Origin of the sequence: Streptomyces griseochromogenes (assembly GCF_001542625.1) — a bacterium.
GTDB classification, from domain to species: domain Bacteria; phylum Actinomycetota; class Actinomycetes; order Streptomycetales; family Streptomycetaceae; genus Streptomyces; species Streptomyces griseochromogenes.
In genome coordinates this window covers 7034125-7048155 of record NZ_CP016279.1, presented here as the reverse complement: position 1 = coordinate 7048155, position 14031 = coordinate 7034125, and the positions used below count along the sequence as shown (strand labels likewise).

Sequence of the window (14031 nt, the reverse complement as noted above, 5' to 3'; positions counted from 1 at the left end):
GGCACACTCCGGGTCCAGGCCCCACCAGCTCCCATGGCGGTTCCCGCCTCGTCCCACACCTGCCCGATGAGCCCCTGAACGTCACTACAAGGTAGGAAAGTTGAGTGCGGCAGGGGTCTTGGCCCGGCGGACACGGCCCGGCCAGTGGCTTCGACGGCTCTGCGTAGGCGGGCGGTCATGGTGCTCGGGCTGGTGGACATCGGGACCTTTTCGGGTCGCGTGGCCGGCGATACCCCGAACGTGTTCACGGTCTGCGTGGTCTTGCTCCCTCCCGGGCGGCGGCGGATCCACGGTTCTCGGTCACGCACGACGGAATCGAGGCGAGTCGACGCAGGGGCGGCCCCTGCCTCCCCGTGAGGGAGATGCCGGCGAGGCGTTGCGCACCGGGCAGGTTGGAGAGCCGTAGGGCGGCGTGGCGGACCCGCAGGTGTCGTGGTGATTCGGGTACGAACCAGCGGGCCACTCGCCGGGCGGCGCGCTGCTTGTCCGTGATGACGGGCCGCCAGAGCCGTTCGTAGCCGTGCAGTGCGTCCTCGATGTGGGAGGTACGGGCGAGTTGGTCAGCCAGGACGTATGCGGCGCCGATCGCCAGGGAGGCGCCTTGCGCGGCGAGGAGGGAGACCGCCTGGCAGGCGTCTCCGACCAGGACGACCCGGCCGCGACTCCAGGCCGGGAGGGTCGTCTGTGCGACATGGTCGTAGTAAATCCGGGACGACGGCGGGCAGTTCGCCAGGACACGAGGCACGAGCCAACCGAGCGTGCCGTACTCGTGGCGCAGCGCCGCCTGCACGTCCCTGGGGCGAGAGGCGTCGGTGGCGCGGTGCACAGCGAACACGGCGACCGTGCCGTCGCGCAGCGCGTACAGCCCCATCTGCCGGCCGATGGTGTCGGTGAGGCAGAACCGGTCGCCCACTTCCGCGTGCGTCTCGGGATCGTCGAAGGTGAACGCGGCGGTGTGGTAGCCGAGATGGTGCACGTACCGCTCCTCCTCGCCGAAGACCAAGGCGCGCACGGTGGAGTGGATGCCGTCGGCTCCGACAAGCAGGTCGGCGTCGATGCTGTCGCCGTCGGTGAGGGTGACGCGCACTCCGTCCGGCCGGAGATCGACGCGGGCCGGCCCCACGCCGAAGCGCAGACGCACCGCGAGGGACAGCCGCTCCCGCAGGGCGAGTTCGAGGTCGGGCCGCATGATGCTCAGCAGGCGCCCGTCCAGGAAGCGGGCGAAGCGGTCATAGCGGAGCCCGACCCGGCACTCGCCGTGCTCGTCCACGAGGGCCGCCTCGGAAACCTGATAGCTCAGCTCCTCCAGGGAGGGCAGCATGTCCATGGCCTCGGCTGCGTCGTATCCGGTCCCGAAGAAGTCGATCATGTAACCGTCGGTGCGAGGCGCCGGCTCCTTCTCCAGGACGACGACGTCCCAGCCGAGCACGTTGTGCAGCCGGCCGGCCAGCGCGAGTCCCGCGATCCCGGCCCCACAGATGACGACCCTCATCGGTGTGCACCGCCTCTCTCCATCACCTAATTTTTGCACCGTGCAAAGCTCGTGCGTCAAGAAGGCCCACGGGCAACGAACACGCACCGGAGTGGACCGACGACCAGGTGAAGGTCAGCCGCCGTCGCCACGGATACGAGGGCCGGGCAAGCGGCATGCTGCACGCAGTGATGGCTGACCGAACCGAGGAAACGCAGGCGGAAGCACCGCTGGCGCGAACGGGAGCGGTAATCGAAGGTCGTTCAGGCCCAAGGGGCGGACAGACGGTGCACACCCTTGACATCTTTTGCATAATGCAAAAGTAAGGAAGGGGAATCGATGAGCGGCATACGGGCAGCAACGGACAGAGGGCAAGGAGTCGGCACGACGGCAAAGAGCCTTACACCGGCGCCGGCGATCGCGAGCCTGCGGAACGCCCCTTGGGGTGTGATGGCGCTGGCCGTGGTGGTCGGCGCCGGAGCGGGCGTCGGTTCGGTCGTCTTCCGCTGGTGCATCAAGACCTTCACCGGTCTGCTGTCCGGTCACTCCGACTACTCCGCTTCCCCTGGCGCGAGCAATCCGCACGTGCCGTGGCTGGGCCCGTACTTCGTGCTGCTCACCCCGGTGATTGGCGGCCTGCTCTACGGCCCGCTCGTGAACCGGTTCGCCAAGGAGGCCCGTGGGCACGGTGTGCCCGAGGTGATGCTGGCTGTGGCTCAACGCGGCGGGCGGATCAGCCCGAAGGTCGCCGTCGTCAAGACGCTGGCATCCGCGCTGACCATCGGTTCCGGCGGCTCGGTGGGCCGCGAGGGGCCGATCGTGCAGATCGGCTCGGCGCTCGGCTCCACCCTCGGTCGTGTGACGAGGGCGACGGAGGGCCGCACGAAGCTCCTGGTCGCCTGCGGTGCGGCGGGCGGCATCGCGGCCACCTTCAACGCTCCCCTGGCCGGTGTCTTCTTCGCCATGGAACTGATCCTCGGCACTTTCAGTGCGGAAGCCTTCGGTGCGACCGTGCTGGCCAGCGTGACCGCGAGCATCATCGGACGCGCGTCCTTCGGCGACGTCGCCTTCCTGAACCTGCCCGCGTTCCACGTCGACCGCCTTGCCCAGTACGGCCTGTTCGCCTTCCTCGGCGCGGTGGCCGCTGTGGTCGGGATGGGCTTCGCGCGATTCCTGTACCTGGTCGAGGACGCCTGCGACTGGCTCTGGCGCGGCCCGGAGTGGCTGCGCCCCGCGGCCGGCGGACTGGCGCTCGGCCTGGTGCTGTTGGCCCTGCCGCAGATGTACGGCGTCGGCTACCCCGTACTGGAGAAGGCCACAGAGGGCGGCTACGCGGTCGGCTTCCTGCTCCTGCTCCTGGTCGGCAAGATGCTGGCGACCAGCCTGACCATCGGCATCGGCGGCTCCGGCGGTGTCTTCGCGCCCAGTCTGTTCATCGGCGCGATGCTCGGCTCGGCGTACGGCATCGGCGTCCATGACCTGATGCCCGGCACGGCCGGCGCGGTGGGCGCGTACGCCCTGATCGGCATGGGTGCGGTGTTCGCCGGCGCGGCCCGAGCGCCGATCACTGCCGTGGTCATCCTGTTCGAGCTGACCGGCGAGTACTCGATCATCCTGCCCCTGATGCTGGCCATCGTCCTGGCCACCGCCACCAGCCGCCTGCTCTCCCACGACACCATCTACACCCTCAAGCTGCGCCGCCGCGGCATCGACCTCGAAGGCCCCGCCCCCGGGACGGCGATAGGCGGCCAGCACGTCGGCACCGTCATGGAACCGCTCCCCTCCGCCCTGCCCGCGACCACGTCCCTGAGCGATGCGGCCGATCTGCTCAGCCTCTCGGGCCACGGTGCCCTCCCAGTCATGGACGACACCGGCCAGTATGTCGGCGTCGTCACGGCGCAGGCGGTGGCCGAGGCTCTCGCGGAGCAGCAGGAAGGAGCCCCGGCGCTGGTCGGACAGCTCGCCGCGCCGCCCGCACCGGTCACCGCCGACCAGCCCCTCGCGCAGGCGCTGCGCACCCTGCTGTCGGCCGCCGGGACCGGGGTGCCCGTGCTCGACGCCGAGCAGGGCAAGCCGGTGGGCTGGCTCAGCCACCAGAGCGCGTTGCGTGCGGTGCACGCGACCGCCTGAGCACCCACCGGGGCTCTTCACGGCCCGGCGGTCAACGGCTGGCTGATCCGATCCCGCTGAAAAGGGGGATGCGACAGCCACGAACACCCCAATCCGGACTTTCTTTGCATACTGGAAACATCGCCATGCGAGAGGGGGCGACTGCCATGTCGCATCCACGCCACTCGGCCGTATTTCGTGCGCCTGAATCGACCGAGATAAGGGCTGGCCGCGAGGCCGCGACCACAAACAGCCCGGCAGCCGTCGTTGACGGGTTCATGCTGCTGGTCGGCATCTACACGGCGATCTCACCCTGGGTGATCCACTTCGCCAGGACGAACCCGTATCTCACGGCGAACAACCTGATCATGGGGCTTGGCGTCGCCCTGCTCGCTATCGAAACCCCCCTCGCGCCACAGCGGATGCACCGATTCGCATGGACCCTGGTGCCGCTCAGCCTCTGGCTGATCCTCTCCCCAGCGGTCGTGACGGCATCCCACGGCGTGTCGCCCGGGATCTTGTGGAGCAACACGGGTGCGGGCGGCGCCGTGTGCCTGCTTGGTGTGATCGCCGCGAAGCTGGCTCACGACGCATCGGGGTAGACGCCCCGGACCCCGGCCATGCCATGACCGGCTGCCGTGCCGGGTCAGGCGTCGTGCGCCATCGCTCCGTCCACGATCCAGCCGAGGGGGTGCGGCTCGGGGTCGTCCGCCGCCGGGGCCAAGGGCTCGCCTCCCGCTTCGTTGAAGGCGTTGAGGGCCTCGACGAGCGCGAGGCGCTCGGTCGGGCGGAGTCGTTCGACAATGTCGGCGATCTCGGCGCGACGCCGGGCGGTGACTTCCTCGACGGTGCGCCGGCCTTCCTCGGTCAGCCGCAGCAGAGTCTCGCGGCGGTTGGCGGGATTGGCCTTGCGGTCGGCGAGTCCGGCGGCGATGAGCCGGTCGACCATGCGCATGGCGGTGGAGGGCGCAACCTGGAGCAGCTCGGCGAGCGCGACCAGTTTGGTCTCCCCTCGGGTGGCCAGGACGACCAGCATCCGGAACTGCGGGAGGGTCACGCGCTCCTCGACCTCGGCGAGGGAACGGGCGGAGACCGCCACCAGCAGCCGGGACGCGGTCAGGACCGCCCGGGTGACCGCATCAACGTCGTCCATGGTTCCCGCAGGGGGCTCGCGCTCCGGCATGTGTCCTTTCTACCTTGCCGCGGCCACCGCCTTCTCATTCGATGCGAACAGACTTTCCTCCCGCATGACTGTGGTGGCAGTGCAGCAGCATCGCGGGGTCATCGTGGAGCGGCCCGGTCGTCCGACTTGGTGCGGCCGGCGTCCGTCACTGCGGGGCCCGTGTCAGGGCGGTCACAGGACGATCCCTGGTGAGAGAGGGTGGCAAAGCAGCGGTGCCCGCTCGTCCACTGATCGGTGACGCTGAGAGCAAGGCCGGCGGCGAGCCTGCGGAGCGCTCGTCGCCCGAGCCGTGCCCAAGGAAAGAACGGACCGCTCCGGCCGTGGAGGTCCTCGAACCGGGCGGTGCACTGCTGCTCGACATCGTCGGGGTCGACCTCGACGACGAGGCGTCCGGTGGAGGCGACGAGGCCGCCGCAGCGGCGCAGCAGGCCACGAGGATCGCCACCGATGCCGATGTTGCCGTCGATGAGCAGCACCGTCTGCCAGCCTCTCTCAGCCGGCAGCCGGTCGAAGACCGATCGGCACAGTGCGATCCCGCCCAGAGCGGTGGTCAGGGCGACCGCGCGAGGTGTGATGTCGACCCCGAGGGCGAAGACTCCCCGGCTCAGGAGTTCTCTGCACATGCGGCCCGGTCCGCAGCCGACATCGAGGACGGGGCCGATGCAGCGCTCCAGCACGGTCCTGTCGGCCGCCGTGGGCTGCTCGTGCCATCGGTGCACCGGCATCCGGATCCGGCGCCCGTCGGCCAGCCGTAGGAACACCGGTTCACGGCCGGGTCGCAGGGCGAGCGCGTAGGGATCCTCGTCGGCGTCGTACAGCTCCTCCTCGTCCGTCGTCACGGTGCTGCACCATGCTCTGCGGCGGGTCGGTTCTTGTCGCTGCGGCCGAGCCGGCGCACGCGGCGCAGTCTCATCGCGAAGGCCACGGCGGAGGCGGCGAAGAGCACGCCGGTGATCGCCAGCCAGCGGCCGAGGTACATGCTGTCGGACAGCCCGGTGTCGCCGGGGTAGGGGGCCGCCAGACGGAGGACGAAGGGGAACCAGACCAGCAGGAGCAGACCCGAGAGGAAGGCCGGGACGCGGAGATGGTTGATCCACGGCACCGTCGGTCCGTCGGCGGCTCGGTGCCGTAGTACGGAGAGGGCCGACAGGTCGGCCAGCGAGTACAGGGGCAGGAGGATGAGGTCGTGGAGGATCGCCGCGCCGACGAACCAGATCGCCACCTCCCAGGGCTGGACGGCGAACAGGCGCACCAGGGCGTAGCCGGTCAGGGCGAAGGAGGCGATCAGGACGAGCAGGTGCAGGGGGCCGGAGCCGTACCAGCGTGCGAATCGTGCCATGGTCACGCCCTGAAGGTGAGCCGGTGGACCCACTTGGTGTTGTTCACGCCGGGGTTGGCCGGGACGATGATGCGGGCCGGGTAGCCGTGGTCGAGTGAGAGGGCCGCGCCGTTGACGCGGAGTGCGAGCAGCGCTCGGGGGTCGTGGATCTGGTTGCCGCGCAGCACCACCCGGGTGAAGGGGCCGGGGGGCTGGATGGACTGGACCAGAACGCTTCTGGCGTCGGGCAGTCCGGCCAGCGCGGCGAGGTCGGCCAGCCGTAGGCCGCTCCAGTGCTGGTCTTCGGTGGACCATCCCTCCACGCAGGCGATCGGCAGTGCGGCGGCGTGCTGGGGCATCGCCAGGAGCTGATCGCGGGTGAAGACCCGTGGCGCTCCGCGTCCGTGCACCTCCAGCCGCCAGGTGGGTCCGACGAGCGCGGGGGTGACGCCCACTTTCGCCGCCGTCTTGTTGATCTGGAAGCTGTTCGGCCCGCTGTCCGGATCGCGGTTGTGCGGCGCGAGCAGGGCTGTGGCGCGCAGCCACCCTCCGATGCTCTGTCCGGCGGTCACGACGAGCAGGAGCAGCGATCCGGCTCCCACCATGCCCACCGCGCCGCGGCGGGTCATCGTGGGCGGGGCGGGAGCGGCTGCCACCAGGTCGTCGGGATCGGGGGGTTCGGGCATGGTGTGGGCGAGGTCGGTGCGCAGTTCGGCGCCCAGGTCGCGTGAGCGCAGGGCCCGGGTCATCCGGCCGAGTCTGAGGCACACGTGGACGACGAAGGCGGCGATGAACACCCAGGCGCCGTAGAAGTGCAGGCGGTAGAACGAGCCCGGGAAGACGTAGTAGAGCTGGATGTTGAGGATGCCGGTGACGAATTCGAAGATGACGCCGCCGACCAGCATCAGCAGGGACAGTCTCTCCAGGCCGTGGGCGATGGAGCGTACGGGCTGCCATTCGAACAGCTTCGGGATCACCGACCACAGCTTGGCCAGCAGCACCGGCACCAGCACGACCCCCAGCGTCACGTGCATGCCCTGGAGCAGCCGGTACAACCAGTACGGATGCGTGGGCCAGCTGAAGAGGTAGAAGCCGAGGACGCCCTTGTCGGGGGTCTCGTCGTTGAGGGGGCTCAGGTCGGGGTTGTAGGAGGCGTAGGAGAGCAGTCCGGTGATGAACAGGATCGGAATACCGATCAGGAGAACCAGTCCGAACACCGACGTCAGCCACGGCCTGCGGATCGGACTGCGCCAGAATCCAGGACGGAAGGGGCCTGGGGGGCGGAGGAGTCTGCTCGACCCGGCGCACGAGGGCCCTGGTATGAGCGGCCCCCTTGGTGGCCCGCGCCGCCGCGACAGCGCACGCGCTCGAGGCGCCCCTGCGCGTGACCCTCCTCCGATCCCTGCCGCTGAGGCCCGCCGGAGCCCGCAGCCGGTGGCCGTTCGCCGCTGTCCAACGACTGCCTCCCCTATCCCCAGACCGTCTCTCAACGTGGGGATCGAACCCCACCGCTCCGTCAGTGCCTGTCAAATCGTCAGCCACAAACTGGCGCAGATCGGGTCGGCTCTCCGTGCCTGTCGTGCGGGCGGGTGTCTGTCGTCAGCCGAACGGTTGAATCGGCGCTGCGCACGGTTCGACGGGTCGCACGGCGGCCTGATGATGGCGGGGTGCGACGCCTCAGCGCACGGCGCAGCGCCGCCACCTGGCTCGGCCGTACCGCGCTGACCAGGGAAGGGTTCTGGTTCGTCGTGGTCGGCGTCGCCTCCACGGTGGCCCAGGCAATCCTGTACTGGGTTCTGCGCCAGTGGTCGTCGCCCATCCTGGCCAATTTCACCTCCCTGCTTGTCGTCACCGTCCTCAACACGAAGGCCAACCGCCGGCTGACCTTTCGCGAGTCCCGGGGCGGGGTCCTCCAGGTGCATCTGGCCGCGGGTGGCCTGTTCGTCCTGGCGTACCTGGTCACCTCAGGCGCTGTCCTGCTCTTCCGCCACTACCGACCCATCGCCTCACCAGCAGCGGAGACCCTGGTACTTGCGCCGAGCTTCGCCCTGGTGACCGTGGTGCGCTTCACGGAGCATCCGCCAACTTGAAGTCGCAGGTCAAAGGGCTGGTGTGATCGGTTCTCGGGGTGCTCGCGCTGGTCGTGGGCGGAAGTCCGCAGAGAAGATCATCTGTCAGCGGCTGACTTCGAGGTTCGTCAGGACGAGCAGAGCGCGTAGGAGCTGTGTGGCGCGGGCGGGGTCGGTGCGCAGCTTGGTGAGGGTCCGCCAGTTCTTCAGGTGGGCGAAGCCGTGCTCGACCGGGGCCCGGACGGCTGCCAATGCCTTGTTGGACAGCTTTTGCCCTCGCGTCAGGGGCCGGTTCCGGGCGGCCTTGTAGCCGGTGATCACCGCCGGGTCGGCGTCGGGCCCGCCGTCGTCGAGTCCGACGAATCCCAGGTCGGCGATGGCTCCGAGGCCGACCGCCCGCAGCCTGGCGGTGAGCTGGTCGTGTCGGCAGGCGGTGATCTCCGAGGTTCGTCCGGGCCGGGCCGCCGAGGCCCAGAGCAGTCGGCCCTTGTCGTCGGTGAGCGCGATCACGAGCAGGCCATGGTGTTTGTGCTTGCCGGAGTGTGCGCCGTGAGGCGCTTGCTGTTCGAGTGGCGGTGAAAGGACGCCATCGCCGTCCTGTCGCAGCAGGGCGGTTGAAGCTGGGGGCAGCCTGAACCGGGAGGTGCCGGGGACGGCGGGAAGCGGCCCCGACAAAGCCGGGACGTGCCAGTACTGCCAGATGGTGCGGGTCCGGCAAGCGAGACGGAGAGGAGTACGCGAGGAACCGGTGTCTACGCCTCCGGGAGCCCGCTACCTCGGCGGCCTCGAACTTCGCGCCTCGATGATCTGGTTCGAAGACCTCATACGAAGCAGCCGATTGATCACGACATCACACAGACCCTACGCGGAGCTGGTCACGGCACTGTGCGGGATGCTGGTGGGCCAGGCGATGACCAGTCCTGTGGTGACTGGCCTCGACCAGTCGCTGATGGATCGCTGCAGGCAAAGCCGTTCGATCCCGTTGAAGCGTGCGGTCCGGGCGGATCATGCGCTCCTGACGGCCGGGACGACAGCCTTGCGGGGAAGACTGGCCGGTCGGCGGCAGCCGTGACTGGCGCGTCCCTGTGTTCGGCGCGAGCTCGAGAGAGGTCCTTGGGGATGTCGGCCCGATTCGGGGCGGGGGGTGGAGCAGAGCGCCTAGGAAGCGTCAATGAGCCATCAGGAACGCATACTTGTTCGTGCGGGAAAGCCTCGCTGTGGTCCTGAGGGAGCGTGTCGAAGGTGAGTGGTGGGGGCGGGGGGCTGGGCAAGGTCGAGGTACGGCTCAAGTGGGACCCGAGCCCGCTGGGTGAGGCACCGCGGCATCTCGACATCGTCGCCGCGACCTACTCGGCGGACGACCCCTACGGGCGGCCGGCGTACGTCGTGCACTACGACAGCCGGTCACCGGACGGCACCATCAACATGACCCGGAACAGCCAGACCGGCATGGGCTTCGGGTTCGTCGAGGTGATGGTCCTGGAGTTCGACCGGCTGTCGCCCGCGTACGGGCGTGTGGTGGTCGGTGTGGCCATCCACCAGGACGGTGGACCCCGGACGTTCGGGGACATCTCCAACGCTGGGGTGGTCGTCGTACAGGGATACCGGCAGCTTGCGACGGAGGACTTCGCCCAGGTCGCCGACTTCACGGCCGCGACGGTCGCCGAGTTCACCCGGGACTCCTCCGGAGTGTGGGAGATGCGGGAGATGATCCGAGGCTTCGACACTGACCCGGTGCTCTTCACCATGGAGATGGGCAGCCCGCAGCACTGACCGCGCTCCGCGGCTTCTCGATCACCGGCTCTTTCCCCACCGTTCCGCAGGACACCGGAAACAGGTGCTGGTGCTCGTGACGGGGTGTTGGCTCGTGGCGAAGAAGACACGGCGGCAGCGACCGGTCCGTGCGCGGTTGTGGCGGTTCAGGCGCAGTCCGCTTCGGCGGACGAGCGATTTCGTCGAGGCGTGGCTGCTGCTCATCGCGTGGATCGTGGAAGAAGTGCTGGGGGGCGCGACCGCGGGCGCGCTGTCCGTGATGGTCGCGGACCGGGGCTTGGAGGAGGACCGTTCCGGCCGCCGGGAGGTCGTGGCGGTCCTCCTGGAAAAGGCGCGGGATGTGGCGCCCACACATGCAGACGTGAGCACCACCAGTGCGACGGGCCGGTGGACGATGCCCGACGGCCGGACACACACCGGCCGGGCCGCCGTGCCCGTCGACGCTTCCGCCGGGACGCGCCTGCCGGTGTGGACGAATTCCCGGGGGGCCTGGTACCCCGGCCCCCTACCGAGTCCGAGGCGGTTCCTGAGGTCCTCCTTCGCCGGCATGGACGCGGCCACCGTCACCGGAGGCGCGGTCTGGGGTTCCGCACAGGCCGCACGTGCCTTGCTGGACCGGCGCCTTATGAGGCAGTGGGCGCTGGTGTGGGAGAGCGTCGGCACCCGACGGGGTGGCAGGATCGTCTGATCCGCCACCCCACGGGTTTCCAGCTCCTCGGTTCAGGCAGTCTCCGCCTGGGCCTCGACGTCCTCGATGCCAGTGGGCTGCCCGGCCCGGTTCCAGCGGACGTACAGGCCCGCGGCGATGAGCACAGTGGCCACCAGGGACAGCACGGGCCAGCCGCGCAGCAGGTTCACCACCAGGGTGAACGCCACGGCCGCTGCGGCGATCCCGTTGAGCCAGGCCAGGGCGGGCTTGCGCTCGGTGCGAGCGAAGCGGGTCATGGCGAGCAGGCCGACCAGGAAGCTCACGAAGACGGCGACGGCGTAGAAGAGGACGAGTTCCTGCTCCTGGCCGGCCGCCGCGACGATGATGAGTGCGGCTGCGGCCAGGTAGACCACCACGGACCAGTACGGCGTGTGGTGGCGGTTGCTCCGGCCGAGCACCGTCGGCAGCACGCCCGGCTGCTCGGGCGTACCGGACAGGGCCTTCAACAGGCCGGGGCCGGCCTGGAAGGAGGAGCTGGCGGCGGCGAGCAGCAGCAGTGAGCTGGTCAGCTGGAAGGCTTCGTACAGCCAGCCCGGTCCGGCAGCTGCGTGGGCGATGTCGGCGATCTGGGTGGAGTCGGTTCCCGGGATGCCGATGTGCAACTGCACGGCGAGTGCGGTCAGGGCCAGGGTGAGGCCGCCGACGATCACCACCAGCAGGGCGAGGGTGCCGCGGCCGAAGCGGCGGCGGTGGGTGTCGTCGAGCTGGCCGAGCTGGGCGATGGCGGTCGACGGGGCCTCGATGCCGGTGGCCAGGGCCATTGCGACCGGGAAGGCGAGGACCACCGCGAGCATCGCCGGGTGGCCGGGGTTGGCGGTCGAGGTCGCGTGGCCGGTGGTGTGGGGTGCGGCGAAGCCGAGGATCAGCACGGCCACGGAGATCACGACGAACGCCACGGTCATGAATGCGAACAGCAGGCGCCCGCCGTGCCCGAACCAGGTCAGCCCGGCCACCACGAGCAGCAGCACCAGGGCGAGCGGGATGCGGACGGGGGCGAGTCCCGGGAACAGGGCTATCACCGCGCTGGCGGCGGCCGCGATAGAGATGCCGATGGTGAGTACGAAGTCGACGACCAGCGCGCCGATGGGCAGGAACGTCCAGCGTGGCCCGAACGCCCGGCCTGCGGCCGCGGCTGCACCGCCGCCCTTGGGGAAGCGGCGCACGAGCTGCCAGTAGTTGGCGGTGACCACGACGACGAGCCCGATCACCAGGCTCATCGTGGGCAGCAGAAGTGCCAGGTCCCCGTGCAGTGCACGCAGCGCCGCCTCGATCGCGTAGGCGACGGAGGAGACGGGGTCGGCGATCACCGCGAAGGCGAACGCGAAGAAGAGAACGGAGCGGCGCGGGGAACGTCCGCGAAGCGCAACAGGGGCTGCCGGTGTGACGGCGGCCTTGCTGGTGGCAGGCACGCGAAGACCTCTCGTGAGGTTGGAAGAGACTCTGCCGACCAGACTTCCCGGCGCACCGCCGACAAATTTACGTCAGGAAGTCGTCACCGTGCCATCAGCGAGACGTCAAGGATGCGTCAAGATCATCAGGGAGCTCTTGCTTCCGGGGCCTGTTTGCCAGCCATTTACCCAACGTCTGGGCATGCGAGGACACATCCCAGCCATGTGGTCGGCCCGCTCCGGCGCTACGGCGGTCGCGGACGGGACGGTGACCGACGAGCGGGGGCCGGTGACATGTGGTCGACGTCTTGGTGTATGGCGATGAGCCTGGGAATGCTGTTCGCCATCGACGCTATGGCGGGAACCCTTGAACCGGCCCGGGCTGTCCTCTGGTGCACCATGGGGCTGCCGCTGATCCTCGTTCTCGTCCCGCCGCGTGTGGTGGCCGGGCCTGGATGGATCAAGTCCCGCTGGCTGGTCCGTGAGCGTACGGTGCGGACCGACCCGCTTGTTTCCGTGTGCTGGACGCGGGGCGGGGCACAGCGGGTGGTCCTGCGGGACACGGACGGCGGCCGGGTCGAGGTGGACCCGGATGTCTCGCCGCCAATCCCGCTCTGTGGGTTCTGGTAGACGCCAGGGTGCGGGTGTCGCGGGGCGGGGGGCGCTGTACGGCGGGCACTCGGTGGAGCGGGAGCTGGCCTGTCGCGTGGAGGCGCGGACGGCGTTGGCGATCCTGCAGGCGTCGGGACTGCGTGAGGGCGAACAGGTGTAGCGGGGCGAGCGGACCGTGACGCATGTACCGGGCCGCTCGTCATGCCGGCGTCGCTCGGCCGCTATGCCGTCGTGGTTACGGACAGGCCGAGTGAAACCGGCGGGCTCCCTTGTGCCGCGGGGACGGAAAGCACCATGGTGAGGCCGACGCCGGACGCGTCCTCCGCGGTGAGGGTGCCGCCCACGACCTCGGCGAAGCCACGCGCTACGGCGAGGCCGAGGCCGACGCCGGCGCCGCGTGGTGCGTCGCCGTAGCGCTGGAACGGGGCGAAGATGCGGCCCTTGGCCTCGTCGGGCACCCCGGGGCCGCGGTCGACGACCCGGACCTCGACCCAGCCGGCGATGGCGCTCGCGGACACGAGCACGGATAGGTCGTCCGGGCTGTATTTGACCGCGTTCTCGACGATGTTGGCGACGGGGCGTTCCAGCAGTCCGGGGTCGGCGGCGACCATGGGCAGCGCCTCGGGGATGTCCAGCTGCACGCTCTCAAATGAGCCGAATCAGCGCCTCACCCGGCTCGTCGAACGCCACACCCCGCAGCTGCTCATCCCGGTGGGCATCGGCCCGGACAGCGCCGTCACGCTCCTGATCACCGTGGGAGACAACCCCGAGCGGCTGAACACCGAGGCATCCTTCGCCGCCTTGTGCGGAGTCAGTCCCATCAAGTACTCCTCGGGCCCTCGGACCTCGCGTCGGCTCAACCGTGGCGGCGACCGCCAGGCAAACGCCGCTCTGCACCGGATCGTGTTCACCCGGCTGCGCGTCGACCCGCGCACCCAGGCGTACTTCGAACGCCGCACTCAGGAGGGCAAGACTCGGCGTGAGATCATCCGATGCCTCGAACGATATGCCGCCCGCGAGGTCTTCAACCTGGTCGGGACGGTGTCTACCGACCCCCTGTTATTCGCGCGTGACACCTGACAGCACGGCGAAGCCCCGCCGGTCTGGTGAGGGCTCAGTTCAAAGCGGGATGCCTCTGCGACATCAAGTGCCCATCGGCGGCGTTGGGCTTACTGATCGTTTCAGAATGCGATGCGTGGTCGTCTCAAGCAGATGATGGAGCAGGCGAGTTCGAGTAGTCCTTGGTGGAGGTCGGCGCGTATCTCGTAGCGGATCCGCAGGCGTTTGAATTGGTGAGAAGCTGTTGTTGTTCCGGACGTGATCGCCTTGTTTCTGCTGGTCGGGCATAGGGGCGGTGATCGGTGGGAGTCGTGGCTTGTCGGGTCGTTTCTTGCCGGGA

At 69.3% G+C, this 14031-nt stretch carries 14 protein-coding genes and 2 pseudogenes; 8 read left to right on the top strand and 8 right to left on the bottom strand.

Annotated elements, in window-relative coordinates; translation table 11 throughout:
- Nucleotides 1–244 precede the first annotated feature (244 nt).
- A complete protein-coding gene (locus tag AVL59_RS30290) occupies nt 245–1492 on the bottom strand; it encodes an FAD-dependent monooxygenase (protein ID WP_067310747.1) in 1248 nt (415 codons plus the stop codon).
- Nucleotides 1493–1921: 429 nt separating this feature from the next.
- On the opposite strand from AVL59_RS30290, the gene AVL59_RS30285 reads away from it, so the two are divergent.
- Nucleotides 1922–3601: a chloride channel protein gene (locus AVL59_RS30285; RefSeq protein WP_208870468.1), complete on the top strand. Its 1680-nt coding sequence runs from the start codon at nt 1922–1924 to the stop codon at nt 3599–3601.
- Between the two features lie 146 nt (nt 3602–3747).
- Nucleotides 3748–4182, top strand: a complete 435-nt coding sequence (locus AVL59_RS30280) for an SPW repeat protein (protein WP_067127555.1) — start codon at nt 3748–3750, stop codon at nt 4180–4182.
- Between the two features lie 44 nt (nt 4183–4226).
- On the opposite strand, the gene AVL59_RS30275 is transcribed toward AVL59_RS30280, so the two are convergent.
- The 4 genes from AVL59_RS30275 to AVL59_RS30260 form a co-directional block, all read right to left on the bottom strand.
- The gene (locus AVL59_RS30275; RefSeq protein WP_067310741.1) at nt 4227–4763 is read right to left on the bottom strand and encodes a MarR family winged helix-turn-helix transcriptional regulator; all 537 of its coding nucleotides are present in this window, start codon (nt 4761–4763) and stop codon (nt 4227–4229) included.
- Between the two features lie 98 nt (nt 4764–4861).
- The gene (locus tag AVL59_RS30270) at nt 4862–5602 is read right to left on the bottom strand and encodes a class I SAM-dependent methyltransferase (RefSeq protein WP_237281731.1); all 741 of its coding nucleotides are present in this window, start codon (nt 5600–5602) and stop codon (nt 4862–4864) included.
- Entirely contained in the window at nt 5599–6102 is a 504-nt protein-coding gene (locus AVL59_RS30265; protein WP_067310738.1) for a hypothetical protein, read from the bottom strand. Before AVL59_RS30265 ends, AVL59_RS30270 begins: the two co-directional genes overlap by 4 nt.
- Nucleotides 6103–6104: 2 nt before the next feature.
- Nucleotides 6105–7403: a molybdopterin-dependent oxidoreductase gene (locus AVL59_RS30260; protein ID WP_099053332.1), complete on the bottom strand. Its 1299-nt coding sequence runs from the start codon at nt 7401–7403 to the stop codon at nt 6105–6107.
- Nucleotides 7404–7748: 345 nt separating this feature from the next.
- Here AVL59_RS30260 and AVL59_RS30255 point away from each other — a divergent pair, with 345 nt between their 5' ends.
- The gene (locus AVL59_RS30255) at nt 7749–8171 is read left to right on the top strand and encodes a GtrA family protein (RefSeq protein ID WP_067310736.1); all 423 of its coding nucleotides are present in this window, start codon (nt 7749–7751) and stop codon (nt 8169–8171) included.
- Between the two features lie 84 nt (nt 8172–8255).
- Here the strand turns inward: AVL59_RS30255 and AVL59_RS30250 are convergent, their stop codons facing one another.
- Nucleotides 8256–8660 carry a transposase family protein gene (locus AVL59_RS30250; protein WP_237281730.1) on the bottom strand — a complete coding sequence of 135 codons (405 nt, stop codon included), beginning with the start codon at nt 8658–8660 and terminating at the stop codon, nt 8256–8258.
- Nucleotides 8661–9392: 732 nt separating this feature from the next.
- Between AVL59_RS30250 and AVL59_RS30240 the strand changes: the two genes are divergently transcribed.
- Nucleotides 9393–9923 carry a TerD family protein gene (locus AVL59_RS30240; protein ID WP_067317958.1) on the top strand — a complete coding sequence of 177 codons (531 nt, stop codon included), beginning with the start codon at nt 9393–9395 and terminating at the stop codon, nt 9921–9923.
- Nucleotides 9924–10017: 94 nt separating this feature from the next.
- A complete protein-coding gene (locus tag AVL59_RS30235) occupies nt 10018–10611 on the top strand; it encodes an Rv1733c family protein (protein WP_067317956.1) in 594 nt (197 codons plus the stop codon).
- Nucleotides 10612–10643: 32 nt separating this feature from the next.
- On the opposite strand, the gene AVL59_RS30230 is transcribed toward AVL59_RS30235, so the two are convergent.
- Complete coding sequence (locus tag AVL59_RS30230; RefSeq protein WP_079147075.1) at nt 10644–12041, bottom strand: APC family permease; 1398 nt, start codon at nt 12039–12041, stop codon at nt 10644–10646.
- 300 nt (nt 12042–12341) lie between these two features.
- Here AVL59_RS30230 and AVL59_RS30225 point away from each other — a divergent pair, with 300 nt between their 5' ends.
- Together AVL59_RS30225 and AVL59_RS52685 are read left to right on the top strand one after the other, a co-directional pair.
- Nucleotides 12342–12650: a hypothetical protein gene (locus tag AVL59_RS30225; RefSeq protein ID WP_159400130.1), complete on the top strand. Its 309-nt coding sequence runs from the start codon at nt 12342–12344 to the stop codon at nt 12648–12650.
- Complete coding sequence (locus AVL59_RS52685; protein ID WP_159400129.1) at nt 12637–12792, top strand: hypothetical protein; 156 nt, start codon at nt 12637–12639, stop codon at nt 12790–12792. The genes AVL59_RS30225 and AVL59_RS52685 overlap by 14 nt, the downstream gene beginning before the upstream one ends.
- Nucleotides 12793–12853: 61 nt before the next feature.
- On the opposite strand, the pseudogene AVL59_RS30220 reads toward AVL59_RS52685, so the two are convergent.
- Nucleotides 12854–13279 (bottom strand): annotated as a pseudogene (locus tag AVL59_RS30220) (sensor histidine kinase); the annotation flags it as partial.
- Between the two features lie 16 nt (nt 13280–13295).
- On the opposite strand from AVL59_RS30220, the pseudogene AVL59_RS30215 reads away from it, so the two are divergent.
- Nucleotides 13296–13712, top strand: a pseudogene (locus AVL59_RS30215) (transposase); the annotation flags it as partial.
- Nucleotides 13713–14031 lie beyond the last annotated feature (319 nt).

Bases quoted from the DNA above. Each gene is read 5' to 3' on its own strand.
- AVL59_RS30290 (WP_067310747.1), bottom strand. From the start codon at position 1,492: ATGAGGGTCGTCATCTGTGGGGCCGGGATCGCGGGACTCGCGCTGGCC.
- AVL59_RS30285 (WP_208870468.1), top strand. From the start codon at position 1,922: ATGGCGCTGGCCGTGGTGGTCGGCGCCGGAGCGGGCGTCGGTTCGGTC.
- AVL59_RS30280 (WP_067127555.1), top strand. From the start codon at position 3,748: ATGTCGCATCCACGCCACTCGGCCGTATTTCGTGCGCCTGAATCGACC.
- AVL59_RS30275 (WP_067310741.1), bottom strand. From the start codon at position 4,763: ATGCCGGAGCGCGAGCCCCCTGCGGGAACCATGGACGACGTTGATGCG.
- AVL59_RS30265 (WP_067310738.1), bottom strand. From the start codon at position 6,102: ATGGCACGATTCGCACGCTGGTACGGCTCCGGCCCCCTGCACCTGCTC.
- AVL59_RS30225 (WP_159400130.1), top strand. From the start codon at position 12,342: ATGAGCCTGGGAATGCTGTTCGCCATCGACGCTATGGCGGGAACCCTT.